This is a genomic window from Priestia koreensis, from assembly GCF_022646885.1.
In the GTDB taxonomy this organism is placed as follows: domain Bacteria; phylum Bacillota; class Bacilli; order Bacillales; family Bacillaceae_H; genus Bacillus_AG; species Bacillus_AG koreensis_A.
In genome coordinates this window covers 4194780-4220440 of the sequence record NZ_CP061868.1, presented here as the reverse complement: position 1 = coordinate 4220440, position 25661 = coordinate 4194780, and the positions used below count along the sequence as shown (strand labels likewise).

At 41.3% G+C, this 25661-nt stretch carries 22 protein-coding genes and 1 pseudogene; 22 read left to right on the top strand and 1 reads right to left on the bottom strand.

The window, feature by feature from the left end; genetic code table 11:
• Positions 1–83 precede the first annotated feature (83 nt).
• The 10 genes and pseudogenes from secA to IE339_RS22110 all read left to right on the top strand — a co-directional run bounded on the left by secA (position 84) and on the right by IE339_RS22110 (position 11683).
• Positions 84–2603: a preprotein translocase subunit SecA gene (gene secA, locus IE339_RS22155; RefSeq protein WP_242171674.1), complete on the top strand. Its 2520-nt coding sequence runs from the start codon at positions 84–86 to the stop codon at positions 2601–2603.
• Positions 2604–2636: 33 nt separating this feature from the next.
• A complete protein-coding gene (locus IE339_RS22150) occupies positions 2637–2831 on the top strand; it encodes a hypothetical protein (protein WP_242176300.1) in 195 nt (64 codons plus the stop codon).
• A protein-coding gene (prfB, locus tag IE339_RS22145; RefSeq protein ID WP_242176281.1) for a peptide chain release factor 2 occupies positions 2757–3855 on the top strand; the annotation gives its coding sequence in 2 pieces (ribosomal slippage) (positions 2757–2819 and positions 2821–3855; 1098 coding nt in all). The genes IE339_RS22150 and prfB overlap by 75 nt, the downstream gene beginning before the upstream one ends.
• 171 nt (positions 3856–4026) lie before the next feature.
• Positions 4027–4855, top strand: a pseudogene (locus tag IE339_RS22140) (YitT family protein).
• A gap of 50 nt (positions 4856–4905) precedes the next feature.
• Positions 4906–5214 (top strand): cytochrome c551, encoded by a 309-nt coding sequence (cccB, locus tag IE339_RS22135; protein ID WP_053403606.1) that lies wholly within the window; start codon positions 4906–4908, stop codon positions 5212–5214.
• Positions 5215–5534: 320 nt separating this feature from the next.
• Entirely contained in the window at positions 5535–6221 is a 687-nt protein-coding gene (gene ftsE / locus IE339_RS22130) for a cell division ATP-binding protein FtsE (protein WP_242171568.1), read from the top strand.
• Positions 6211–7110, top strand: a complete 900-nt coding sequence (ftsX, locus tag IE339_RS22125) for a permease-like cell division protein FtsX (RefSeq protein WP_242171558.1) — start codon at positions 6211–6213, stop codon at positions 7108–7110. Before ftsE ends, ftsX begins: the two co-directional genes overlap by 11 nt.
• A gap of 133 nt (positions 7111–7243) precedes the next feature.
• Entirely contained in the window at positions 7244–8581 is a 1338-nt protein-coding gene (locus IE339_RS24715) for a murein hydrolase activator EnvC family protein (RefSeq protein ID WP_277933927.1), read from the top strand.
• A 151-nt stretch (positions 8582–8732) separates the two neighbouring features.
• Entirely contained in the window at positions 8733–10199 is a 1467-nt protein-coding gene (locus IE339_RS22115; protein WP_242171556.1) for a S41 family peptidase, read from the top strand.
• Positions 10200–10495: 296 nt separating this feature from the next.
• On the top strand, positions 10496–11683 hold the full coding sequence (locus IE339_RS22110) for a PDZ domain-containing protein (protein WP_242171554.1): 1188 nt from the start codon (positions 10496–10498) through the stop codon (positions 11681–11683).
• A 148-nt stretch (positions 11684–11831) separates the two neighbouring features.
• Here the strand turns inward: IE339_RS22110 and IE339_RS22105 are convergent, their stop codons facing one another.
• Positions 11832–12143, bottom strand: coding sequence for a winged helix-turn-helix transcriptional regulator (locus tag IE339_RS22105; protein WP_053403600.1), 312 nt, complete (start codon positions 12141–12143; stop codon positions 11832–11834).
• 296 nt (positions 12144–12439) lie between these two features.
• On the opposite strand from IE339_RS22105, the gene IE339_RS22100 reads away from it, so the two are divergent.
• From IE339_RS22100 to lgt, 12 genes are all read left to right on the top strand, one after another.
• Positions 12440–13291 (top strand): GRP family sugar transporter, encoded by an 852-nt coding sequence (locus IE339_RS22100; protein ID WP_242171552.1) that lies wholly within the window; start codon positions 12440–12442, stop codon positions 13289–13291.
• Between the two features lie 59 nt (positions 13292–13350).
• Positions 13351–14136, top strand: coding sequence for a glucose 1-dehydrogenase (gdh, locus tag IE339_RS22095; RefSeq protein ID WP_242171549.1), 786 nt, complete (start codon positions 13351–13353; stop codon positions 14134–14136).
• Positions 14137–14327: 191 nt separating this feature from the next.
• On the top strand, positions 14328–15917 hold the full coding sequence (locus tag IE339_RS22090) for a DNA-binding protein (protein WP_242171471.1): 1590 nt from the start codon (positions 14328–14330) through the stop codon (positions 15915–15917).
• Positions 15918–15995: 78 nt separating this feature from the next.
• Complete coding sequence (locus IE339_RS22085) at positions 15996–16229, top strand: DUF2198 family protein (protein WP_242171468.1); 234 nt, start codon at positions 15996–15998, stop codon at positions 16227–16229.
• Between the two features lie 201 nt (positions 16230–16430).
• Positions 16431–18419 carry an excinuclease ABC subunit UvrB gene (gene uvrB, locus IE339_RS22080; RefSeq protein ID WP_242171465.1) on the top strand — a complete coding sequence of 663 codons (1989 nt, stop codon included), beginning with the start codon at positions 16431–16433 and terminating at the stop codon, positions 18417–18419.
• 7 nt (positions 18420–18426) lie between these two features.
• Positions 18427–21300, top strand: a complete 2874-nt coding sequence (gene uvrA / locus IE339_RS22075; RefSeq protein ID WP_242171463.1) for an excinuclease ABC subunit UvrA — start codon at positions 18427–18429, stop codon at positions 21298–21300.
• Positions 21301–21513: 213 nt separating this feature from the next.
• The gene (locus tag IE339_RS22070) at positions 21514–21822 is read left to right on the top strand and encodes a magnetosome magnetite crystal formation protein family (RefSeq protein ID WP_053403593.1); all 309 of its coding nucleotides are present in this window, start codon (positions 21514–21516) and stop codon (positions 21820–21822) included.
• Between the two features lie 43 nt (positions 21823–21865).
• Entirely contained in the window at positions 21866–22963 is a 1098-nt protein-coding gene (locus IE339_RS22065) for a DUF4097 family beta strand repeat-containing protein (RefSeq protein ID WP_242171461.1), read from the top strand.
• Positions 22964–22968: 5 nt separating this feature from the next.
• The gene (locus tag IE339_RS22060; protein WP_053403591.1) at positions 22969–23160 is read left to right on the top strand and encodes a PspC domain-containing protein; all 192 of its coding nucleotides are present in this window, start codon (positions 22969–22971) and stop codon (positions 23158–23160) included.
• 1 nt (position 23161) lies between these two features.
• Complete coding sequence (locus tag IE339_RS22055) at positions 23162–23533, top strand: phage holin family protein (RefSeq protein ID WP_053403590.1); 372 nt, start codon at positions 23162–23164, stop codon at positions 23531–23533.
• A 208-nt stretch (positions 23534–23741) separates the two neighbouring features.
• Positions 23742–24686 (top strand): HPr(Ser) kinase/phosphatase, encoded by a 945-nt coding sequence (gene hprK / locus IE339_RS22050; protein ID WP_053403589.1) that lies wholly within the window; start codon positions 23742–23744, stop codon positions 24684–24686.
• Between the two features lie 80 nt (positions 24687–24766).
• Positions 24767–25579, top strand: coding sequence for a prolipoprotein diacylglyceryl transferase (gene lgt, locus IE339_RS22045; protein ID WP_242171451.1), 813 nt, complete (start codon positions 24767–24769; stop codon positions 25577–25579).
• The last annotated feature ends 82 nt before the right edge of the window (positions 25580–25661 follow it).

The window sequence follows — 25661 nt, the reverse complement described above, 5'->3', positions numbered from 1 at the left end:
CACTTATAGTATTACCCAAACTTTGAAACCATTAACTATAGTCTTATAAATAAATTCTTTGAATTAAAGAGGAGCGTTTTAAGATGCTTGGAATTTTTAAGAAAGTTATCGATGGCAACCAGCGCCATGTTAATCGTTTAGCGAAAAGAGCGGACCAAATCGATGCGTTAAGCTCACAAATGGCTGCGCTTAGTGATGATCAAATTCGTGAAAAAACAGCTGACTTTCAGCAGCGTTATCAAAACGGTGAATCGCTCGACTCGATGCTTGTTGAAGCATTTGCGGTTGTTCGTGAAGCAGCCAAGCGTGTATTAGGTCTTTTCCCATACAAGGTTCAGCTTATGGGGGGGATTTCTTTACACGAAGGAAATATCTCTGAAATGAAAACCGGTGAAGGTAAAACGTTAACGGCAACGATGCCCGTTTACTTAAATGCAATCACAGGAAAAGGCGTTCACGTTGTAACGGTCAATGAATACCTTGCAAGCCGTGATGCTGGTGAGATGGGACGTTTATATGAATTTTTAGGCTTAACGGTAGGCTTGAACTTAAACAGCCTGTCTCGTGAAGAAAAGCAAGAAGCGTATTATGCAGATATTACGTATAGCACAAACAACGAGCTTGGGTTTGATTACCTACGTGACAACATGGTTCTGTACAAAGAGCAAATGGTACAGCGTCCACTTCACTTTGCTGTAATTGATGAAGTTGACTCCATCTTAATTGATGAGGCGCGTACACCGCTTATCATTTCGGGTTCTGCTCAAAAATCAGCGGCGCTTTACATTCAGGCGAATGCGTTCGTTCGTACGTTAAAACAAGAGGATGACTACACGTTTGACGTGAAAACGAAAAGCGTTCAGTTAACAGAAGACGGAATGTCAAAAGCAGAACGCGCTTTTGGAATTGACAACTTATTTGATATCGCACATGTTGGGTTAAACCATCATATTAACCAAGCCCTAAAAGCGCATGTGACGATGCATAATGACATTGATTACGTAGTTGATGACGGGAAAGTTGTGATCGTTGACCAATTTACAGGTCGTCTAATGAAAGGTCGTCGTTTTAGCGACGGGTTGCATCAAGCGATTGAGGCAAAAGAAGGCGTGGAAATTGAAAACGAAAGCATGACGCTTGCGACGATTACGTTCCAGAACTACTTCCGTATGTATGAAAAGCTTTCTGGTATGACAGGGACAGCGAAAACGGAGGAAGAAGAGTTCCGTAACATTTACAACATGCACGTTATCGTGATCCCAACGAACCGTGATATCGCCCGTGATGACCGTGCAGACTTGATTTACAAGTCGATGGAAGGGAAATTCCTTGCCGTAGCTGAAGACATCGCAGAGCGCTATGCAAAAGGACAGCCTGTTCTTGTTGGTACGGTTGCGATTGAAACATCTGAGCTATTATCGAATATTCTAAAACGCAAGCGTATTCCACATCACGTGTTAAATGCGAAGCAGCATGAGCGTGAGGCGGAAATCATTGAAAATGCTGGTCAAATTGGGGCGGTTACGATCGCGACTAACATGGCCGGTCGTGGTACGGATATCAAGCTTGGTGAAGGTGTAAAAGAATTAGGCGGTCTTGCAGTAATCGGTACAGAACGTCATGAGAGTCGTCGTATTGATAACCAGCTTCGCGGTCGTTCTGGACGTCAAGGGGACCCAGGGGTATCACAATTCTATCTTTCAATGGAAGATGAATTAATGCGCCGCTTTGGTTCTGATAACATGCGTGCCATGATGGAGCGTCTTGGCATGGATGATACACAGCCAATTCAAAGTAAAATCGTGACACGTGCGGTTGAATCTGCGCAAAAACGCGTTGAGGGGAATAACTTTGATGCACGTAAACAGCTTCTTCAATATGACGATGTTCTTCGTCAGCAACGTGAGGTTATTTACAAACAGCGCTTTGATGTATTAGACTCAGATAATCTGCGTGAAATCGTCGAGCAAATGATTCTTGCAACGATTCGTCGTGTGGTCGAAGTGAACACACCGCGTGAAGAGCTTGATGAAGACTGGAACTTAAAAGCCGTAATTGATTATCTACATGGTAATCTGTTAGAAGAAGGCGACGTAACGGAAGAACAGCTTCGTGGTCAAGATCCACAGGAGATGATCGAGCTCATCTTTGCGAAAGTGAAAGAACGCTACGACGAAAAAGAAGCGCTTCTTCCTGATGAAGAAATGCGTGAATTTGAGAAAGTTGTGGTGCTTCGCTCTGTCGATTCAAAATGGATGGATCACATCGATGCGATGGATCAGCTTCGTCAAGGTATCCACCTTCGCGCTTACGGCCAAACAGATCCACTTCGTGAATACCAATTTGAAGGATTTGCGATGTTTGAGAACATGGTCGCAGCCATTGAAGAAGAGGTATCAAAATACATTATGAAGGCTGAAATTCGTCAAAACCTTGAGCGCCAAGAGGTAGCAAAAGGTCAGGCGGCTGTTCACAATTCAGATGACAGTGCTCCTGCGAAGAAAAAGCCAAAAGTAAAGCATTTAGACGTAGGTCGTAACGATCCGTGTATTTGTGGAAGCGGCAAGAAATACAAAAACTGCTGTGGAAAAGAGCAGGCATAAGTTAAATTATGAATCCTTTTTAGGATGAAATAAATGAAAGCACTGGTGAAATCGCCCCTTCATGGATATCCTGTAGATATGGAGATTCTGAGTGGGCGATTTCGTGTGGTTGCTCTCAGACAAACAATGAAAATAATAACAGAGGTGTCGAATATGGATTTAGTAGAAATTAGACAAGAGCTTGAGAAAACAGCTAAGAGATTAGCGGACTTTAGGGGGTCTCTTTGACCTCGATAACAAGAAAGCCCGTATTACAGAACTAGATGAGCGCATGTCTGATCCAGAATTCTGGAACGATCAGCAGGCCGCACAAGTGGTTATTAATGAAGCGAATGCGTTAAAAGATCAGGTTAATGAGTTTACAAACTTAAGTGACTCACATGAAAACCTTCAAGTATCCTACGAGCTTGTAAAAGAAGAGTATGATGAAGAGCTTGCGGCAGAGCTTGAAACAGAAATTAAAGAGCTTTCTGCTGGGGTAAATGACTTTGAGCTTCAGCTTTTACTAAGTGCACCTCATGATAAAAACAATGCCATCTTAGAGCTTCACCCAGGTGCTGGTGGAACGGAGTCACAGGACTGGGGTTCAATGCTTCTTCGTATGTATACGAGATGGGCAGAGAAAAAAGGCTTCAAAGTGGAAACGATGGATTACCTACCTGGTGATGAGGCTGGAATTAAGAGCGTTACGCTTCTTATTAAAGGTCACAATGCGTACGGCTACTTAAAAGCTGAAAAAGGCGTACACCGTCTTGTGCGTATTTCACCGTTTGATTCATCAGGGCGCCGTCATACGTCCTTCGTTTCATGTGAAGTGATGCCAGAGCTAAACGATGACATCGAAATCGATATCCGTACAGAAGATCTTAAAATTGATACGTACCGTGCGAGCGGTGCCGGCGGTCAGCATATCAATACAACCGATTCAGCGGTTCGTATTACGCATGTACCCACCAATACGGTTGTAACGTGTCAATCAGAACGTTCACAGATTAAAAACCGTGAGCAAGCAATGAAAATGTTAAAAGCGAAGCTCTATCAATTAGAAATTGAAAAGCAACAAAATGAGCTTGCGGAAATCCGCGGTGAGCAAAAAGAAATCGGTTGGGGAAGCCAAATTCGTTCATACGTATTCCACCCATATTCTTTAGTAAAAGACCACCGTACAAACACAGAGATCGGGAATGTAAACAGCGTAATGGACGGAGAACTTGATCCGTTTATTGATGCTTACCTACGTTCACAGCTATAAGAACAAAACGGGACGTGTAGATCGACCCTTTTTGTAGAAGCCCATGCATCGTTACGATGCGTGGGCTTCGTTACTTTTTAGGGTTCTTTCTTACGCTACAGAATTAATGAAGTAATTGGATGGAGGAGCACGTACGTGAAGAAAAAGGGAGAAAGACTTTACTCAACAAGAATGGAGCAACTGTTTGAAATTTTGTACATACTGGTGGGGTCAGCGCTTGTCGCGATCGCATTTAATCTGTTTTTTGCTGCCTAACCGAGTAGCATCTGGTGGGGTAAGTGGGATTAGTACGATTATAGACGCTACGTTAGGTTGGGAGCCTGCTTATGTGCAGTGGGCATTAAATATTCCGCTGTTTATTGCGGGCGTTATCTTTTTAGGAAGACAGTTTGGAGCGAAAACGCTAATTGGAACGATGTTTTTACCATTTGTTGTATACGTCACAAAACACATGGAACCAGCCACACATGATCCGCTGCTAGGAGCGTTATTTGGGGGAGTCGGAGTAGGACTTGGTCTTGGAATTGTGTTTCGAGGAAAAGCGTCAACGGGTGGGACGGATCTTGCGGCTCAAATCATTCATAAATTCACAGGGCTTTCTCTTGGACTGTGCGTAGCGCTTATTGACGGTGTTATCGTGTTAACGGCGGCGATTGTTTTTGACCTAGAGCGAGGACTGTACGCGCTAATTGGTCTTTATGTAACGAGTAAAACGATTGATCTCGTCCAAGTTGGGGTAAGACGTTCCAAAATGGCGCTTATCATTACACAAAAGGAAGAAGATGTACGAAAAGCGGTGCTGCATGAAATTGATCGTGGTGTCACGAGATTATCAGCAATGGGTGGCTATACTGATACCGAGCGCCCTGTATTAATGGTCGTAATTGATCAAACCGAATTCACAAAATTGAAACAAATGATCAAAGCAATTGATCCAACAGCCTTTGTCATTATTACAGATGCCTCCGATGTATTGGGAGAGGGTTTCAAACAGGCGTAACTAGGATATAATGAGAGAATAATTTTCCAATCATCAAGGGAGGAGAACCGATGAAAAAAAGAATAGCGGTATTGTTTTTAGGAACGTCGCTTGCGCTAGCAGCATGTGGCGGCGGAAGTGATGATAAAGGCGGCGAGTCGACGCAGAGCGCTGAGACGATTGCCAAGCAAAATTGTTCAACGTGTCACGGTGGTAATTTAGAAGGTGCAGGCGGACCGAGTCTTCAAAAAATCGGCAGCAAGTACTCAAAGGATGAAATTCGTGACATTATTGCAAACGGAAAAGGAGCCATGCCTCAAAACGTGATTGAAGGCGAAGATGCTGATAAAGTAGCAGAATGGCTATCAAAGAAAAAATAAAACGGCAAGGGGGACAGACCCCTTGTCTTTTTTTGTCGAAAAGTTAAAAGTAAAGAAATCAAATTACTCGGTAAAATGACATCGAAATACCTAGGTAAAAATGTTAAAAAAACCTATAAATTCATACTTTTGGTATACTTGAAATGAAATTGTAATATTTTTGGGGCTTATCATGTAATTTTTAGATGTTATAATGAGGGGGCATGTCGAAGGGGGAGCCCCGACAACAGGAGTTTTCGACATTTTAAAGAGGAAGAACATTGAGTTTACGAGAGTAAGAGAGGTAAGAAAAATAAAAACCGTTAGTTAAGGTGATAAATATGATTGAAATGAAGGATGTACATAAGACGTATCCAAATGGTGTAAAAGCGATTAATGGGATTAACGTTAAAATTCATCAAGGTGAGTTTGCTTACATAGTAGGACCAAGTGGTGCCGGTAAGTCAACGTTCATCAAAATGATGTACCGTGAAGAAAAGCCGAGTACAGGCACGATCAATGTAAATGGCGTGAACGTGGCAAAGCTAAAGAGTAGTCGCGTACCGATTTTCCGTCGTAATATTGGCGTTGTCTTTCAGGATTTTAAATTGCTACCAAAGCTTACTGTTTATGAAAATGTAGCATTCGCTTTAGAAGCGATTGAAGAACATCCTGAAAAAATCAAAGCGCGTGTGTTAGAAGTGCTTGATCTTGTTGGATTGAAGCATAAAATTCGTTCACTTCCAGATGAGTTATCGGGCGGGGAGCAGCAGCGTGTGTCGATTGCTCGTTCAATCGTCAACAAACCAAAAGTGGTTATTGCCGATGAGCCGACAGGAAACCTAGACCCAGAAACATCATGGGAGATCATGGACATTTTTGATCGAATTAATAAAACGGGAACAACGATTTTAATGGCTACACATAACCGTGAAATTGTAAATACAATTCGTAAACGCGTCATTGCTGTAGAGAATGGAAAGATTGTTCGCGATGAAGTAAGAGGTGATTACGGTTATGAAAGCTAGGACATTAGGGCGCCATTTTCGTGAAGGTGGAAAAAGCTTAGGTCGTAACAGCTGGATGACCTTTGCATCTGCAAGTGCCGTAACGGTAACGTTACTCCTTGTAGGAGTATTTCTTGTTTTACTACTTAATTTAAATAACTTTGCTTCTTCTATTGAAGACGATGTTGAAATGAAGCTCTACATTGACCCATCTACGTCACAGGCTGACATTCAGGCAATGCAAAGCAAGATTAAAGAAAATCGATATGTAGAGAGCGTAACATTTTCTTCAAAAGCAGAAGAATTGAAAAAGCTTATTAAGAGCTTTGGGGACGATGGAAGTGCGTTCAAGCTATTTGAACAGGATAATCCACTCAGTGATGTTTATATCGTGAAGACGAAAGAACCGAAATACGTTGAAAAGACGGCGACTCAAATGAAAGAGCTGCCTCACGTAACGAAGGTTCAATATGGACAAGAAGAAGTTAAGAAATTGTTTAAAGTATTGAAGGTAGCACGTAATATCGGTGCTGCGTTAATCATTGCACTTGTCTTAACGGCGATGTTCTTAATTTCAAATACGATTAAAATTACGATCTTTGCTCGGAAAGATGAAATTGAGATTATGAGATTAGTAGGAGCCACAAACTCGTTCATTCGCTGGCCGCTGTTTTTAGAAGGACTATTCATCGGATTAATTGGTTCGGTCATCCCAATCATTCTTATATCCGTGTCGTATAGCTTCTTATATGACAGCATCAAGCCGAAGGTCATTCAATCCCTTCCGTTTGTTCAGCTATTACCAACCTTCCCATTTGTTCTGCAAGTATCAGCTGTACTAGCTGTAATCGGTGCTTGTATCGGGGTTTGGGGAAGCTTAATTTCAGTTCGTAAATTCTTATATAAATAAGTGACATAATGCTAGATCGACCGAACGTCATTCGTTCGGCTTACATATGAAGACCACAAATTCCTAGATGTTTTACGTCTAGGAATTTGTATGACTAAGTCATCAAGAAACGGAAATTGGGGGAGAAGAAGACATGAAAAGTCGAAAACTAGCTGTTACGACAGCTGTTGCGATTGGTTTAAGTGGCGTATTCACCTTTTCTGGTACAAACGCGTATGCAGCCGGTCAAGATTTACAAAACAAAATCAATGATGTTCAAGGAAAGCGATCAAATCTTCAAAAAGACCTTAAAACACACCAAGACCAAATTAAGAGCCTTCAAAATCAACAAAGCAAGCTTGATAAAGAAATTGAGAGACTTGATAAATCAGTCGAAGAAACAAGTGATAAAGTTCGTGCCAAGCGAGTAGAGCTGAAGGAAACACAAGACAAAATCAATCAGCTAAAAAAAGAAATTCAAGCCTTAACAGAGCGAATTAATCAGCGAACAGAGCTGTTAAAAGATCGCGCTCGTTCCTTTCAGCAAAATGGGGGAAGCATGGATTACTTGGGCGTTCTATTAGGCGCACAAAGCTTTTCTGATTTTATTAGCCGTATGAATGCGGTTGGAACGATCGTTCAAGCGGACAAAGATCTCCTAGAGCAACACGAAAAAGATAAGAAGGACCGTGAGCAAAAGGAAGCGGAAGTTCAAAAAGAGCTAGAAGAGGTTCAAGAAACGCTCACAGATCTTGATCATCTTCGCAAAAAGCTTCAAAGTGAAGTGGATGAGAAAAACAAACTGATGTCTTCACTAAAAGTAAGTGAGGTTCACGAGCATACGGAAACGCTCTCTCTTCAAGATCAAGACAAGCTTCTAGCTGATCAGGAGACGGCATATAAAAATCAGCTTGCGGCATGGGAGAAAAAAGAAGCAGAGCGTAAGCGCGAAGAGGCGAAAAAGCAAGCAGCAGCTGAATTAGCGAGAAAAGAAGCTCTAAAGCAGCATAAAGCAGCAGCACGAACGCCTCAAGCGGTAGAAAAAGTTGAGGAAGCACCAGCACCGGCAGCACCAACGCCAGCCACATCAGCAGGAAACTTTACGAGTCCAGCAGCAGGTCCTGTCACATCAGAATTTGGTGGACGCTGGGGAACTCACCATGACGGTGTAGACATTGGGAAGCGTGCAAGCGAAGTGCCAATCGTAGCAGCAGCAGATGGCCAGGTCGTTCGTGCGTATCATTCGAGTTCTTACGGAAACTGTGTCTTTATTGTTCACTCTATTAATGGAAAAATGTATACAACCGTATATGCACATATGGAAAAATATTTAGTTTCTGTTGGACAATCTGTATCAAAAGGACAGCAGATCGGATATATGGGAAGTACCGGACATTCAACAGGTCCTCATTTACACTTTGAGCTTCACGAAGGACCGTGGAATATGAGCAAATCAAATGCGGTAGACCCACGACGTTACATTAACTTCTAATCATCTATAAAAAAGCCGACTAGGGATTTTTCCTAACAAGTCGGCTTTTTTCTATAATATTTATACAACGTTCTTCTTTTTATTACATACTTTTGCTAGAATCTACTATAATAAAAAGAGATGAGTCAGCCTTGAGGAGGATTGAGCATAATTGAATAAAAAAGTCGTGGCCTTATTAATGGCACTTTCTCTTGCCGTTGGTGCAGGCGGTACATACGCAGGCATGGAAATTGCGGACAAGAATGAACAAGCTACGGTACCTGCGATGAGCAGTAAAGTAGTAAGCTCAGATTCGGATGAAAAGAGCACAAGCACAAACGAAAGCAAAGAGTTTGCAAAGATTAAGCAAGTGTACGACATGATTTCAAATCAATACTATAAAGACGTCGATGAAGACAAGTTGTTAAACGGAGCGATCCAAGGGATGGTTGACACGTTAGATGATCCTTATTCCGTTTACATGGATAAAAAGACGTCTCAGCAGTTCACCCAGTCACTTGATTCCTCATTTGAAGGAATTGGTGCAGAAGTAAGTATGACGGATGGAAAAGTAACGATCGTTGCTCCATTTAAAGGATCTCCTGCTGAAAAAGCAGGCTTGAAGCCAAATGACAAGATTTTAAGCATTGATGGAAAAACAACAGAAGGACTTGACCTTTCTCAAGCCGTATTAAAGATTCGCGGGAAAAAAGGATCTACGGTTGCGCTTGAAATTCAGCGCGCAGGTGCAAAAGATCCGCTTAAAATCGATGTGATTCGTGACGAAATTCCAATCGAAACGGTTCATGGTTCCGTTAAAAAAGACAACGGTAAGCAAATCGGTTACCTAGAAATTACGTCGTTCTCAGAAGATACGGCGAAAGAATTTACGACACAGCTTAACAAATTAGAGAAAAAGGGCATTGATGGTCTAGTTATTGATGTTCGTGGTAACCCAGGTGGATACTTACAAAGCGTAGAAGATATTTTAAAACAGCTTGTAACGGGCAAAAAGCCATACGTTCAAATTCAAGAGCGTGATGGTGATAAGCAACGCTTCTTCTCTGAGTTGAAAAAACAGAAGGACTATCCAATTGCGACACTAATCGACCGTGGCAGTGCGTCCGCTTCTGAAATTTTAGCAGGTGCGTTAAAAGAAGCAGGTGGCTATCCGCTTGTAGGTGAAAAATCATTCGGAAAAGGTACGGTTCAGCAGGCTGTTCCAATGAAGGATGGAAGCAGCTTAAAGCTTACGTTCTTTAAATGGTTAACACCAGATGGGAACTGGATTCATAAAAAAGGAATTCAGCCAACGGTAAAAGTAAATCAGCCTGACTATTATTATGCAACACCGATTCAAATTGAAAAGCCATTAAAAGTGGACACAACAAGCACACAGGTGAAAAGTGCACAGCAAATGCTGAAAGGACTTGGCTATGATCCGAAGCGTTCGGACGGTTATTTCAGCAAAGACACCGAAAGTGCTGTGAAATCATTCCAGCAGAAGAATAAGCTGAGTGTGACAGGTGAAATTGATACAAAAACAGCAGAATCAATTGAAACAAAGCTTCTTGAGCAAATTCGCTCTGAAAAATCCGATAAACAGCTTCAAGCAGCACTAGACCTTGTTGCGAAGTAAGTCGATAAAAAAGCTCCCAAACCAAGTCGTTTGGGAGCTTTTTATGTGAGCTCATTTTCACGTGAAACATTTTGGGAGAATGATTCGTTTACTTCTGAAAAGGGAAAGAGTGCAGGGGAGTGGCACAGAGATTTCAAAAATAGGATAAATCAAGCTCTTATGTTCACTGTGTATTTTTGATAGAATAGGATTACGTGTAACTTTCATTTGTGAAGGTGGAAACAGAAAGCGTACATACATCAAAGATCCATACGTTTTACCCGTTTTGATATAGAGATAGTAGGTGGTGATTAAGGGTGGAGATTGTTTTAGAATTACTCAAAGGCTTCGGTCGATTATTTATGCATCCTCTAACGTACTTTTTTATCTTGGTTGCATTCTTTATCGGATTGTCCCGAGTAAAGCGAGAGAGAAAGAATTTTCATGTGCGTGTATTTGACTTTGTTTTAGAGCTAAAGCACTTATTTGTCCCAGGAATTATAATTGGCCTGATTTTATCCGTGGCCTCTGTATTGCTTGGTACATATTTATCCATCGGAACGATTGTGCTAATGGCGATTTTTACAGTCGTATTGAGTGGCCCTTGGACGTTTAGATGGTTATCTCCTGTTTACATTGTAGGGTTAACGATGATTGTATCCCTACTTATTCCGGAGCATACAGGTCTAACAGGTGTACTTGGAAAGTGGGCAAATGAGGCCCGTCAATCGGATTTGCCATCGTTAATGGTTTTATTAGCTCTGCTAATGCTCGCAGAAGGCTACTTAATTTGGCGATGGGGCAATAGAGGCACATCTCCTGCCATTGTAACGAGCAAACGTGGACAAGATGTGGGAGCTCATTTTTCACAAAAGCTTTGGGTAGTCCCACTATTTGTACTCATTCCGGGCAATGTGTTACAAGAGCTCTTTTCATGGTGGCCAGTCTTAGACGTTCATCATCAATCGTTTAGCTTTTTCTTCGTTCCGTTTAGCATTGGATTTTTCCAGCGTGTGCAAGGGATGCTTCCAGTGCATTCAATTTCCATGACGGGAAAAAGAGTATTTTTTGTCGGGATCTTTATTGCACTAGCAACCATTGCGGTATTTTTCTATCCCGCTGCATCTGTTTTTATTGCAGGATTTGCGATTCTAGTGCGTGAATTCATTACCATTCGTCAGCGTCTGCGTGATGAGAGCTCCTCGTTTTTCTTTTCTAAGCGTGAGCGCGGTTTAGTCGTGTTATCGACGATTCCGAAATCACCCGCAGAAAAAATGGGACTTGGTGTTGGCGAAGTGATTATGAAGGTGAATGGTATAGCCATTTCAAACGTGCAAGAATTTTACGAGGCGCTTCAAACAAATCGGGCTTATTGTAAGCTAGAAGTCGCGGACGTACACGGTGAGGTACGTTTTGCTCAGCGTGCTCTGTATGACGGAGAGCATCACGAATTAGGCATTTTGTTTGTACAAGATTATAAAAAACGTAAGCCAGCGGTCGTATAAGGAAGCGAAAAAGCAGTGGGAATGATCTCCGCTGCTTTTTTGTATGATGAAAAATAGAATGACTTTCTTCTATTATATATAAATATCCATTTCTTCCATGAAAAAAGCGTGTCTCGATGAGACACGCTTTTTTCTGGCAAACGAAGCTTTACAGCCACTCATTTGCCCATTGGCTTACAGGACCGAGGATACTTCCAAGCTCAGTACCTTTTTTCGTTAATATATACTCAATACGGACAGGGCGTTCAGGAATAACATGCCGAATGACAATACCCTCATCCTCTAGCTCCTTCATCCTCTCTGTAAGCATACGTTTACTCAAGGATGGAATGCTTGTATGAATTTCGCTGAAACGTTTGGGACCACTCATTAGTACATAAATAATTAAACCATTCCATCTTTTACCGATAATGTCGAAAGTTTTTTGCACTTTCGGACATAATTTTTGGAAATCATTCAATTTAGTAGCACCTTCTTATTAGTATAAATGGTTACAATTAATAACCTATATATTCTTTATTATAGAGTAACATTTTTATTATGAAAAGGCTATCTTTTTTTCTTTTTAAAATATTCTTTACATTGAAAGCGTTACATTGTAAAGATTGAAAAATTAATTCACAAAATCGACAAACTTCTGTTGACGAATCGACATATTAGGTTTAAGATTGGTTACGTTAAGTTACCTAGTGACATGAAATGTTACCTAGGATAAAAAAACATACTAATCATTTTAGAAAGAAGGTTCGAATTAGGATGGATATACTTTTGGCCATTCTTCCTGCTATCTTCTGGGGAAGCATCGTCTTATTTAATGTTAAATTGGGCGGTGGCGCATATAGCCAGCTTTTAGGGACTACATTAGGAGCCTTGATCTTTTCGATCGTTATCTATTTCGTAGTCGACCCTGTCTTAACGCCTAAGATCTTTATTGTAGGTATTGTATCTGGTTTATTCTGGGCAGTAGGACAAGGAAACCAGTTAAAAACGATTGAGTACATTGGCGTTTCAAAAACAATGCCAATCTCAACGGGTATGCAATTAGTATCAACAGCACTTTTCGGTGTTATTGTTTTTCATGAGTGGTCTACAACTACCACTGTTATATTAGGAGTTTGTGCTCTTATCTTTATCGTTATCGGTATCGTATTAACTTCACTTGAAAGTGAAAAGAACCCTGAAAAATCAGGTGAGTTCAAAAAAGGTATTCTTACGTTAATCGTTTCTACAATCGGGTATTTAGTATACGTAGTAATCGCTCGTTTATTTAATGTAGATGGTTGGTCAGCTCTACTTCCACAAGCAATTGGGATGTTAATTGGTGGACTGATTCTTAGTGCGAAGCACAAACCATTCAACAAATATGCAATTCGCAACATCATCCCAGGTTTAATTTGGGCAGCAGGTAATATGTTCTTATTTATTTCTCAACCAAAAGTAGGGGTAGCAACAAGCTTCTCACTATCTCAAATGGGGATCGTTATCTCAACACTTGGCGGTATTTTCTTACTTGGTGAAAAGAAATCAAAACGCCAAATGGTATCTATTACAATCGGGATTATTTTAATCATTCTAGGTGGCGTATTCTTAGGAATGGCCAAAGGATAAATTTCCATCGCCTAGCTCATAATAAAAATATGATTGATTACAACAGGAGGTAATTTGTTATGTATACAGATTTAAAAGGTAAAGTAGTCGTAATTACAGGTGGTTCAACAGGTCTTGGACGTGCAATGGCCGTTCGTTTTGGTAAAGAAGAAGCAAAAGTAGTTATTAACTACTACAATAACGAAGAAGAAGCACAAGACGCTAAAAAAGAAGTTGAACAAGCTGGTGGAGAAGCAATCATCGTACAAGGCGACGTAACAAAAGAAGAAGACGTTGTAAATCTTGTTCAAACAGCAATCAAAGAATTTGGTCAACTAGACGTTATGATCAATAACGCAGGTGTTGAAAATCCAGTTCCTTCTCACGAATTACAATTAGACAACTGGAACAAAGTAATCGATACAAACTTAACAGGTGCTTTCTTAGGTAGCCGTGAAGCACTTAAATATTTCGTAGAAAACGACGTAAAAGGAAACATCATCAACATGTCTAGTGTTCATGAAATGATTCCTTGGCCATTATTTGTTCACTATGCAGCAAGTAAAGGTGGAATCAAGTTAATGACTGAAACATTAGCTCTTGAATATGCGCCAAAAGGTATCCGCGTAAACAACATCGGACCTGGTGCAATGAATACACCAATCAATGCAGAAAAATTTGCTGATCCTGTACAACGCGCTGACGTTGAAAGCATGATCCCAATGGGTTACATCGGTAAACCAGAAGAAGTAGCAGCTGTAGCAGCATGGTTAGCATCTTCTGAAGCAAGCTATGTAACTGGTATTACATTATTTGCTGACGGTGGTATGACTAAATATCCTTCTTTCCAAGCAGGAAGAGGCTGAGCCGTTACGTTTCAAAGACCTTTAGCTATTTGGCTAAAGGTCTTTTTTTATTGTCTGAAATAGGTATAAATTCTCATTTATTGAGAAATATTCATAATTTACATTAAATTAAATAAACTTTCAAATTTACCTGTTATAATCCTCTTGTAAAAGGAAATCCTTTTTCACAAATTTGAGAGGAGCATGTCAGCATGCAAAGAAAATATGGACGTTTAGGGTATGCAGCTTTAACGGTGTTAACGGCTTTATCAGTTTCATTTCCTTCTTCATCTCAACCAGCTTTAGCAGAAAGCGCAACAGATCCGGCACCTTCGATCAGTGCCAAAGTGGTCAACGCTAATAACGGCAAGAAAGTCTTGTTCGATAACACTCATGGCCAAACAGCAGGAACGGCCGACTGGGTAATTGACGGCGGGTTTTCAGACTTTGGAAACGGCTTAGCGAACAACGGATTTGATGTAAAAGAGCTTCGGAAAACGACGCCGATTACATATAGTGATTTAAGTGGTTATAGCGTGTTCGTTATTCCAGAAGCAAATATTCCATATAAAGCTTCTGAGCAGGCGGCACTTCTTCAGTACGTTCAAAACGGTGGGAGCATCTTTTTCATCGCCGATCATTACAACGCCGATCGTAATAAAAACCGCTGGGATTCTTCCGAAGTTTTTAATGGCTACCGTCGAGGAGCATGGACAAACCCAGCGAAAGGTATGAGCACGGAGGAAGCATCTTCTGCTGCAATGCAAGGAGTGACAAGCTCAGATTGGTTAGGAACAAACTTTGGTGTTCGTTTCCGCTATAATGCATTAGGGGATATTACGGCAAATGATATCGTAGCGCCTTCACAATCATTTGGCATTACGCAAGGTGTTTCAACCGCTGCTATGCATGCTGGATCAACGCTCGCGATTATGGACCCAACAAAAGCAAAAGGAATTGTCTATTTACCACAAACGACAACTAAATGGGGAAATGCCGTTGATCAAGGAGTTTATAACGGTGGAGGACGAGCTGAAGGACCATTTGCTGCCGTTTCAAAAGTTGGGGCAGGAAAGGCGGCATTCATTGGCGATTCGTCTCCTGTAGAAGATGCGACACCAAAATATAAGCGTGAAGATACAGGTTCAACAAAAACGACGTATGATGGATTCAAAGAACAAAACGATGCAACGCTTCTTGTGAACATGGTGACTTGGTTGTCAAAACAAGAAAGCTATACGTCGCTTAACCAAGTATCAGGTCTTCAGTTAGATCCAAAAACATCGCTTTTAGCGTTTGAAGAACCAAGTCAATCGACGGAACCACAGGTAGAGCCATGGTCAGCACCTACAGCAGGCTACAAATGGTACGATACGTCTACATTCGCTTCTGGTTCTTACGGATACAAGGGTGGAGGAACAACACAGCCTCCGGCTACAGCTGGATACTCATTTGACCACCAAGCTGTTTTACCAACAACAGGGACGTTCCAAATTCGTGTGAAAGTCACAGGTATGGCGGCAAATACGACGTATAGCACGCTGAATCTAGGTATCTATAATGGATCAGGAAGCCAAATTGCAAAAGTTCAGAACGCAGACGGTAGCTGGCCATCTGCATATGGTTATAGCAGTAACTTCTCCGTTACAACAGATGCTTCAGGAAACGGTCAAAAGGTCATCAATGTTCAATTGAATTCAAGTTCAACTGGCAGTGCTAATATCCGATTGCGCGAAGGTAGTACAAATAAATATACGGAAGCTGTAACCGTTGGAAACGTAGCGGTAGAGCCTCTTCCATAAAAATCGCTCATCCAAGCAAGTGCGTTCTTCGCACTTGCTTGTTTTGTGCTAAAATAAGGAAAAAAGGGGTGGGGACGTATGCTGATCAAATTAATTGTAGCGCTAATAGTACCGTGGTTTTTAGTCATTCTTTTTGCGAGGGTAACCTATAATTTGTACGTGTCCACCGCTTTAACAGCGATGCTAATTGTTATTTCTATTTATAAAGGGTACGCCAATTATCCGCTTATCGTAGCCATTGATACGCTGTCACTGCTTCTTGGTGTTCTCCAAGCTCGGAACATGATTCAACGAATGAAAAAGAGTGTGTAAGAATAGGTGTTAATCTTTTAAGAAAAAAGGGAAAGCTGAACAGATAGGGATCTATTTGTTCGGCTTTTTGTTTGGAAAAGTTGAGGAAAAAGGAAAGAAACAGGTAAAAAAGTTATACGAATATAAGTTCGTATTTTTGGTTTTTTTAAGAAACAATGTGGTACAATGAAAATATATTTTGGTTGGATTGGAGGCTTTTGAGTGAACGATTCGCTTGAATTTGAACTAGTGTCAGCTTATTCACCTCAAGGTGATCAGCCGAAAGCAATTCAAAAGATTGTTGAAGGAATTCAGCAAGGAAAAAAACATCAAGTATTGCTAGGCGCAACGGGAACGGGGAAGACGTTCACCGTATCAAACGTCATTAAAGAAATTAACAAACCAACGCTAGTGATTGCCCATAACAAGACGCTAGCTGGTCAATTATATAGTGAGTTTAAGGAATTTTTCCCAAACAATGCGGTAGAGTATTTTGTCAGCTATTATGATTACTACCAGCCAGAGGCTTATGTGCCTCAAACGGATACATTTATTGAAAAGGACGCAAGCATCAATGATGAAATTGATAAGCTTCGTCACTCTGCAACGTCCTCATTATTTGAACGCAACGACGTCATTATTATCGCCAGCGTTTCCTGTATTTACGGTTTAGGTTCGCCAGAAGAATATAATGAGTTGGTTGTGTCTCTTCGTGTTGGCATGGAACGAGAGCGAAATCAGCTTCTTCGCCAGCTTGTCGATGTTCAGTATGAGCGAAACGATATCGATTTTAAACGCGGAACGTTTCGTGTTCGAGGAGACGTAGTCGAAATTTTCCCAGCTTCACGCGATGAACGCTGCATTCGAGTGGAGTTTTTCGGTGATGAAATTGATCGTATTAGCGAAGTGGATTCATTAACGGGAGAAATCCTCGGTGAACGTGAACATGTTGCAATCTTTCCAGCGTCTCACTTCGTTACCCGCGAAGAAAAAATGAAGGTAGCAATTGATAATATTGAAAAAGAGCTTGAAGAACGATTAGCGTATCTTCGTGAAAACAATAAGCTTTTAGAAGCACAGCGTTTAGAGCAGCGTACAAGGTATGACCTCGAAATGATGAGAGAAATGGGCTTTTGTTCAGGGATTGAGAACTACTCCAGACATCTCACACTTCGCCCACCAGGCTCCACTCCATACACGCTTCTGGACTATTTTCCAGAGGATTTCCTGCTTGTCATTGACGAGTCACACGTAACGCTTCCACAAGTACGTGGAATGTACAACGGTGACCAAGCGCGTAAAGGAGTACTAATTGATCACGGCTTCCGTCTTCCATCTGCGTTAGATAATCGACCGCTCATGTTCGATGAATTTGAAAAGCATGTGAAGCAGGCGGTCTACGTATCAGCAACGCCAGGACCATATGAAAGTGAAAAGGCACCGGAAGTAATTGAGCAAATCATTCGTCCTACGGGTTTACTTGATCCAACGATCGACGTGCGTCCAATTAAAGGTCAGATTGACGACCTCATCGGAGAAATACATGAGCGCATTAAAAGAGATGAACGAACGCTTATTACGACGCTAACGAAAAAAATGTCCGAGGATTTAACGACCTATCTAAAAGAAATTGGGATTAAGGTTCAATACCTTCATTCTGAAGTGAAAACGCTCGACCGAATTGAGACAATTCGCGAGCTTCGTCTCGGAAAGTACGATGTTCTTGTCGGAATTAACCTACTTCGTGAAGGATTGGACATTCCGGAGGTTTCCCTCGTTGCGATTTTAGATGCGGATAAGGAAGGGTTTTTACGTTCAGAACGCTCGCTCATTCAGACGATTGGACGTGCTGCCCGTAACTCAAATGGTCACGTTATTATGTACGCTGACAAGGTTACCAATTCGATGGATATTGCCCTTCGAGAAACGAAGCGTCGCCGTGAAATTCAAATCGCATACAACGAAGAGCATGGCATTACGCCACAAACGATTAAAAAGGCCGTTCGTGCTTCGATTCGCGCTACGCAAGTCGCAGAAGAGGAAGAAACATACGAAACAGCGTTACCAGAAGTTTCAAAAATGAACAAAAAAGAACGTGAAAAGCTCATTGCAAGTATGGAAGCAGAGATGAAAGAAGCAGCAAAAGCATTGAACTTTGAACGCGCGGCAGAACTGCGCGATTTACTTTTAGAGCTAAAAGCGGAAGGATGACATAGATATGGCAAAGGATAAGCTAATCGTCAAAGGTGCGAGGGCTCATAATCTAAAAAATATTGATGTCGATATTCCTCGTGATAAACTCGTCGTTATGACGGGTTTATCAGGATCAGGAAAATCATCTCTTGCCTTTGATACGATTTATGCAGAGGGACAGCGACGATATGTAGAGTCGCTGTCTGCTTATGCAAGACAATTTTTAGGACAAATGGATAAGCCAGATGTCGATACGATTGAAGGGCTATCGCCCGCAATTTCAATTGATCAAAAGACAACAAGTCGTAACCCTCGTTCGACGGTTGGAACGGTAACGGAGATTTACGATTATTTACGTCTTTTATTTGCTCGTGTAGGTCACCCGGTCTGCCCGAATCACGGGATCGAAATTACGTCTCAAACAATCGAGCAAATGGTTGATCGCATTTTAGAATACCCTGAACGAACGAAAATTCAAGTGCTCGCACCGATGGTATCGGGTCGAAAAGGCACCCATGTAAAAGTATTTGAAGATATTAAAAAGCAAGGATACGTTCGTCTTCGTGTAGACGGAGAGATGCGTGAAGTGTCTGAGGATATTGAGCTTGAGAAGAACAAAAAACACTCCATTGAGGTAGTGGTTGACCGAATCGTTGTGAAAGAAGGCGTTGAGGCGCGATTGTCTGATTCATTAGAATCAGCCCTTCGCTTAGGGGACGGCCGTGTAACAATTGATGTTATTGGGGAAGAAGAGCTTTTATTTAGTGAGCATCACGCATGCCCGATTTGCGGGTTCTCCATTGGTGAGTTAGAGCCGCGCATGTTCTCTTTCAACAGTCCATTTGGTGCGTGCCCAAGCTGTGACGGTCTCGGCTCAAAGCTTGAGGTGGATGAAGAACTCATTATTCCTGATTATGATTTAACTCTAAAACAAGATGCGATTGCACCGTGGGCACCAACAAGCTCACAGTACTATCCACAGCTGCTAGAGGCGGTTTGTAATCACTACGGCATTGACATGAATACGCCAGTGCGAGATCTGCCAAAGCATCAGCTAGACAAAATCTTATATGGAAGTGAACGTGAGAAAATCTACTTCCGCTATGAAAATGATTTTGGACAAGTGCGCGAAAATCACATTCAATTTGAAGGCGTTGTGCGCAACGTAGAGCGTCGTTACAAGGAAACGAGCTCTGACTTTATTCGCGAGCAAATGGAAAAATACATGGCGCAACAGCCGTGTCCGAAATGTAAAGGACATCGTCTAAAAGAGGAAACGCTAGCGGTTAAAATCGATGATAAGCATATCGGCGAAGTGACGACTTTTTCTGTAAAAGAAGCGTTTGATTTCTTTGAGGGTCTTTCTCTTTCTGAAAAGGAAATGCAAATTGCGAGACTCATTCTGCGTGAAATTAGCGAACGTCTAGGGTTCTTAAATAACGTAGGGTTGGATTATTTAACGATGAATCGCTCGGCCGGAACGCTTTCAGGCGGAGAGGCACAGCGTATCCGTCTTGCAACTCAGATCGGTTCTCGCTTAACAGGCGTTTTATATATTCTTGATGAACCTTCGATTGGTCTGCATCAGCGTGATAACGACCGCCTAATTTCAACGCTTCAAAATATGCGTGACATTGGGAATACGCTCATCGTCGTCGAGCATGATGAGGATACGATGATGGCAGCGGATTACCTGATTGATGTTGGCCCTGGAGCTGGTGTTCACGGCGGGACGATCGTGTCACAAGGAACGCCAAAAGAAGTAATGGAAGATGAGAATTCACTAACGGGACAATATTTGTCCGGACGAAAGTTCATTCCGCTTCCGACTGAGCGTCGCAAGGTTGATAAAGGACGTATGATTGAGATCGTAGGAGCAAAAGAGAACAACTTGAAGAACGTAAAAGTGAAGCTTCCGCTCGGGACATTTAATGCGGTAACGGGTGTGTCTGGATCAGGAAAAAGTACGTTGATCAATGAAATTCTTCATAAATCATTGGCGCAAAAACTTCATAAAGCGAAAAGTAAGCCTGGAGCGCATAAAGAAATTAAGGGAATTGAGCAGTTGGATAAGGTTATTGACATTGATCAGTCTCCAATTGGCCGTACCCCGCGTTCAAATCCAGCGACATATACAGGCGTATTTGATGACATTCGTGACGTGTTCGCACAAACAAATGAGGCGCGCGTACGTGGGTATAAAAAAGGTCGCTTTAGCTTCAACGTAAAAGGTGGTCGCTGTGAGGCTTGCCGCGGAGACGGAATCATTAAGATTGAAATGCATTTCTTACCTGATGTGTACGTGCCGTGTGAAGTTTGTCATGGTAAACGCTATAACCGAGAAACGCTAGAAGTAAAATACAAAGATAAAAGCATTTCAGATGTGTTAGATATGACGGTAGAAGATGCGCTTCATTTCTTCGAGAACATCCCGAAAATTAAGCGCAAGCTTCAAACGATTTTAGATGTGGGCCTTGGCTACATTACGCTTGGACAGCCTGCGACAACACTGTCTGGTGGGGAAGCACAGCGTGTGAAGCTTGCTTCTGAGCTTCATCGACGCTCAACAGGCCGTACGCTTTACATTCTAGATGAGCCAACAACAGGTCTGCATGTTGATGATATTGCGCGTCTATTGAAGGTTTTACAGCGCCTAGTGGACAATGGAGATACAGTGCTTGTTATTGAGCATAATCTTGATGTTATTAAAGCAGCAGATTATCTGATCGACTTAGGCCCTGAAGGTGGAGATAAGGGCGGCGAGATTGTCGCAACCGGAACACCTGAAGAGGTAGCTGAAGTGAAAGAATCATATACTGGTCATTACTTAAAGCCTATTTTAGAGCGTGAACGCGAGCGTATGAAAAAGAAGCTTGAGGAAATGGAAGCAGTGAAATAAATAAAAAACGAGCAGAAGAGTTTCTTCTGCTCGTTTTTTTATTTATTGAGTGACATACGAAGAAAGGTTGCGATGAGCGAAAATCGGGAAAACAATTTGTATTTAAAGTACAACTAACATGTTCTTATTTCACGCGGAATAGAGTTAAAAAGGATCAATAATTTTGAAACTTCTTCGCTGATTAATCGTATAACCTATAAAGGAGTTGATAAAGTGGAGGTTCGCAAAATTCTTTCCGCTTTGTGTTATTTTAGTATCTTTTTTGCACCGTTTTTATTGCCGGTTGTAGTGTATTTTATCACCAACGAATATGAGGTAAAAAGGGATGCGAAAGCTGCGTTGCTTTCTCACGTATTCCCAGTCGTCCTTATTCCTGTATTTACCCTTCTCTATTTTTATAGCATAGATTCAGATTCAACTGCTTTTTATGGTTTCCTTTTATTAGTCGTGATTTCTGCCATTATTATCTTTATTGTGATTGTCTGGAACATTGTAAAGGGTATTAAAGCACTGCTGAATTAAAAACGACGTGGTTCGTACAAATGTGAAAAAAGGAGAGAGAAGCATGGATAAAAAGAAGCAAATTTTACAAATGGTTGAGGATGGAAAGCTATCGGTGGATGAGGCACTCGTTCTGTTGAATTCATTAGAAAACGAAAGCTCACCCGGTCAGCAAGTATCAAACAGCAAAGATGTATCCACCGTTGTCTTAGATAAGGAACCAAAGGCTTTCTATAAAGAAAAAGTGGCTGCTCCACCATTAAAGGAGAAGCTGATGGGATTCGTGAATCAAACGTTGAAAAAGGTAAAGGATGTCGATCTTGATTTCAATTTTGGTCCTTCGGTTGACGTTCAGCATATTTTTCAGCATGCAGAAGCGTACCTGTCAGAGCTCGATATCGACGTAGCGAACGGGAGCGTAACGCTTATTCCATGGCAAAGTCAAGACGTACGAATTGAGTGTGAGGCAAAGGTTTATAAGGCGACAAGTCAGGACGAGGCACGCAAAATGTTTTTACAGGACGTGGTGTTCTCGATTGAAAACGGCAAGCTACGATTTACGATTCAAAAGAAGCAAATGAAAGTAGCTGCCAAAATTTATGTTCCGGAATTTACCTATGACCGGATTAAAGTCCGCATGTTTAATGGACCAATTGAAGGGGCAAAACTTATGGTAAAGGATTTAAAAGCAAAAACAGCGAACGGTGGCGTGACGTTCTCAGAACTCAAAGGAGAATCTGTTGAACTTGAAACGGCGAACGGACATATTTTGCTGAAGGATTCTTACATGCTAAAATGTGAAGCTGAAACGATTAACGGCTCCATTGACATTGCAGGAGATTATGAGCGTACGGATATTCAAACGTTTAATGGAAGCATCAAATATCACCTTAGCGGAGATCGAGGGAAAAAAGCGTATTTTAAATCAACTACTGGATCGATTGATGTTATCATTCCAGATTCGCTTGATCTAGAAGGAACGCTTCGGTCTAATCTAGGAAACTTTAACTGTCTAGTTGAAAACTTGGAGATCTTAGATGAAAAAAGTGAGACTGTTCAAAAGTCGCTTCAATTTAAAACGCATTTGGGAAGTTCTTCTCCAATGAAAATCGTGGCGGAATCAAAAACAGGCTCCATTACGTTAAAGCCAAGTAAGGGGTGAAAGTATTGAGGAAGTTATATCGTTCACAAACCGATCGAAAGCTAGCCGGAGTGCTAGGAGGAATTGCTGAATACACAGGGATTGATTCGTCACTTCTTCGTATTTTGTTCGTACTCGGTATTTTATTTAGCGTTGGATCTCTTCCATTAATTTATTTAGTTTGGATATTTGTTGTACCAAATGAAGAGGTGAAGTAATATGTTTGTACGTTGGATTACGAGCATTTTGGTGAACGCAGTTGTACTGATCGTTATTGCCGGTTATTTTGATGAATCGTTTCATCTTTCAGGTATCGGCGCTGCGATTATTGCGAGTATCATTTTGTCTTTCTTAAATCTGATTGTAAAACCAATTTTAGTGCTTTTAACGTTACCCGTTACCGTTTTAACACTTGGTCTATTTTTATTTGTAATCAACGCGATTACGCTGATGATTACGCAAGGGATCATGGGAAGCTCATTTGATATCGACGGATTCGGTATGGGCTTACTAGCGGCCGTTATTATGTCGATTTTAACGACGCTTATTTATAAATTTGTTATTGATCCGCTTCAGGAGAAAAGAAAGTAAGAAAAACATTCAGCTTAAGGAGGCTGAATGTTTTTTTGTGCTTCTCTCACAAATAATGCTAAAATAAAATGGTACTTTTACATAAAGAGGATGAACAGAAATGGCACTCCTTTTAAAAGTATGGACTCTGTTCGAAAAATTGACTAAACATCCATCCGCAACAGAGGGTTAAATAGAAGGAAGCTTACATCATAAAGGAGGTTTTCGAATGGCGAAAGTTCGTACGAAAGATATTATTGAAAAATTCAATCTTAAATTAATTAGTGGGGAAGAGGGAATTGATCGCCCGATTCCAACGAGTGACATTTCTCGTCCGGGCCTTGAAATTGCTGGGTATTTTGCTTACTATCCTGCTGAGCGTGTGCAGCTTTTAGGGAAAACTGAGCTGACATTCTTTGAACGATTAGATGATGAGCAAAAAGTGATCCGAATGGAAAAGCTTTGTACAGATATCACACCAGCAATTATTGTATCTCGAGATTTAGAAGTGCCGAAAGAATTAATTGAAGCATCTGAACGTGAATCAGTACCGGTTTTGCAATCAACGATGAAAACAACTCGTTTATCGAGTCATGTAACAAACTTCTTAGAAACAAAGTTAGCCCCAACTACCGCTGTTCATGGCGTATTGGTTGATGTGTACGGAGTGGGTGTATTAATCACGGGGAAAAGCGGCGTCGGAAAAAGTGAAACCGCTCTAGAACTCGTGAAGCGAGGTCATCGTCTTGTAGCGGATGATTGTGTAGAGATTCGCCAAGAAGACACGGACACATTAGTCGGAAATGCGCCTGGATTAATTGAGCATTTGCTTGAAATTCGCGGACTAGGAATCATTAATGTGATGACGCTATTCGGTGCAGGGTCCGTTCGTAGCTACAAACGTATCTCTCTTATTATTGATCTTGAACTATGGGATCAAAATAAACAGTACGATCGTTTAGGGTTAGATGAAGAAAAAATGAAAATTATTGATACAGAAGTAACGAAGCTAACGGTACCTGTACGACCAGGACGAAATTTAGCCGTTATTATTGAAGTAGCATCTATGAATTTCCGTCTGAAACGTATGGGAATTAATGCTGCGGAGCAATTTTCTGATCGTTTGACAACAGTAATCGATGATGTTGACCACGTCGATCATGATGAACGATAAAGAAGTGTTCTTATATAAAAGGTGATGAATTGTATAAATCAATTCATCACCACACATTATGATAAAAGGAGGCGATTTACTTGGAATCAACGATTCAACCGCTCGATCGTGCGTTCCTTCACCTAGGTCCAATTACCGTTTACTGGTATGGAGTCATTATTGGTGTGGGTGTATTGCTTGGACTTTTTATTGCCATGCGTGAAAGTCAAAAGCGTGGTCTGCCAAAAGAAATGTTTATCGATTTGATTTTATTTGCTGTGCCAATTGCTATTATTTGTGCTCGTATTTACTATGTCTCGTTTAAGTGGGACTACTACTCTCAGCATCTAAATGAAATCCCGAAAATATGGCAGGGTGGAATTGCTATTCACGGAGGCTTAATTGGTGCGGTCATTACAGCAATTGTGTTCTCCCGTATTCGCAAAGTATCATTTTGGCGTTTAGCTGATATCGCAGCCCCGAGTATTATTTTGGGACAAGGGATTGGTCGCTGGGGGAACTTCATGAACCAAGAAGCGTTTGGTAATCCTGTTTCACGTGCATTTCTTGAAAACCTCCATTTACCTGACTTTATCATTAATCAAATGTATATTAACGGCATGTATCGCCATCCGACGTTTTTATATGAGTCGCTGTGGGATTTAGCGGGATTTGTGATTTTAATCTTGCTGCGCCGTGCGCCTTTAAGAAGAGGAGAGCTTTTCTTATCGTACCTGATTTGGTACTCCATCGGGCGTTATTTTGTAGAAGGAATGCGTACGGATAGCTTAATGCTTCCTGATTCCTTGCGTATCGCTCAAGTTGTGTCGCTCATCTTAATTGCTGTGGCTATTATCTTAATCATCGTTCGTCGCGTGACGGGAATGAGTAAGAAAAAATACACGGAAGAATAGTGTGAAAAAGAGGCAATAATAAAAGAAAGGATGCTCAGTATACAAGATATTTCGACGCATCTAGTTGATGAACTAGCATCCT

What these genes read in the sequence shown, in the direction of transcription:
- secA (WP_242171674.1), top strand. Translation starts at nt 84, where the DNA reads ATGCTTGGAATTTTTAAGAAAGTTATCGATGGCAACCAGCGCCATGTT.
- IE339_RS22150 (WP_242176300.1), top strand. Translation starts at nt 2,637, where the DNA reads ATGAAAGCACTGGTGAAATCGCCCCTTCATGGATATCCTGTAGATATG.
- cccB (WP_053403606.1), top strand. Translation starts at nt 4,906, where the DNA reads ATGAAAAAAAGAATAGCGGTATTGTTTTTAGGAACGTCGCTTGCGCTA.
- ftsE (WP_242171568.1), top strand. Translation starts at nt 5,535, where the DNA reads ATGATTGAAATGAAGGATGTACATAAGACGTATCCAAATGGTGTAAAA.
- ftsX (WP_242171558.1), top strand. Translation starts at nt 6,211, where the DNA reads ATGAAAGCTAGGACATTAGGGCGCCATTTTCGTGAAGGTGGAAAAAGC.
- IE339_RS24715 (WP_277933927.1), top strand. Translation starts at nt 7,244, where the DNA reads ATGAAAAGTCGAAAACTAGCTGTTACGACAGCTGTTGCGATTGGTTTA.
- IE339_RS22100 (WP_242171552.1), top strand. Translation starts at nt 12,440, where the DNA reads ATGGATATACTTTTGGCCATTCTTCCTGCTATCTTCTGGGGAAGCATC.
- gdh (WP_242171549.1), top strand. Translation starts at nt 13,351, where the DNA reads ATGTATACAGATTTAAAAGGTAAAGTAGTCGTAATTACAGGTGGTTCA.
- IE339_RS22090 (WP_242171471.1), top strand. Translation starts at nt 14,328, where the DNA reads ATGCAAAGAAAATATGGACGTTTAGGGTATGCAGCTTTAACGGTGTTA.
- IE339_RS22085 (WP_242171468.1), top strand. Translation starts at nt 15,996, where the DNA reads ATGCTGATCAAATTAATTGTAGCGCTAATAGTACCGTGGTTTTTAGTC.
- uvrA (WP_242171463.1), top strand. Translation starts at nt 18,427, where the DNA reads ATGGCAAAGGATAAGCTAATCGTCAAAGGTGCGAGGGCTCATAATCTA.
- IE339_RS22065 (WP_242171461.1), top strand. Translation starts at nt 21,866, where the DNA reads ATGGATAAAAAGAAGCAAATTTTACAAATGGTTGAGGATGGAAAGCTA.
- IE339_RS22055 (WP_053403590.1), top strand. Translation starts at nt 23,162, where the DNA reads ATGTTTGTACGTTGGATTACGAGCATTTTGGTGAACGCAGTTGTACTG.
- hprK (WP_053403589.1), top strand. Translation starts at nt 23,742, where the DNA reads ATGGCGAAAGTTCGTACGAAAGATATTATTGAAAAATTCAATCTTAAA.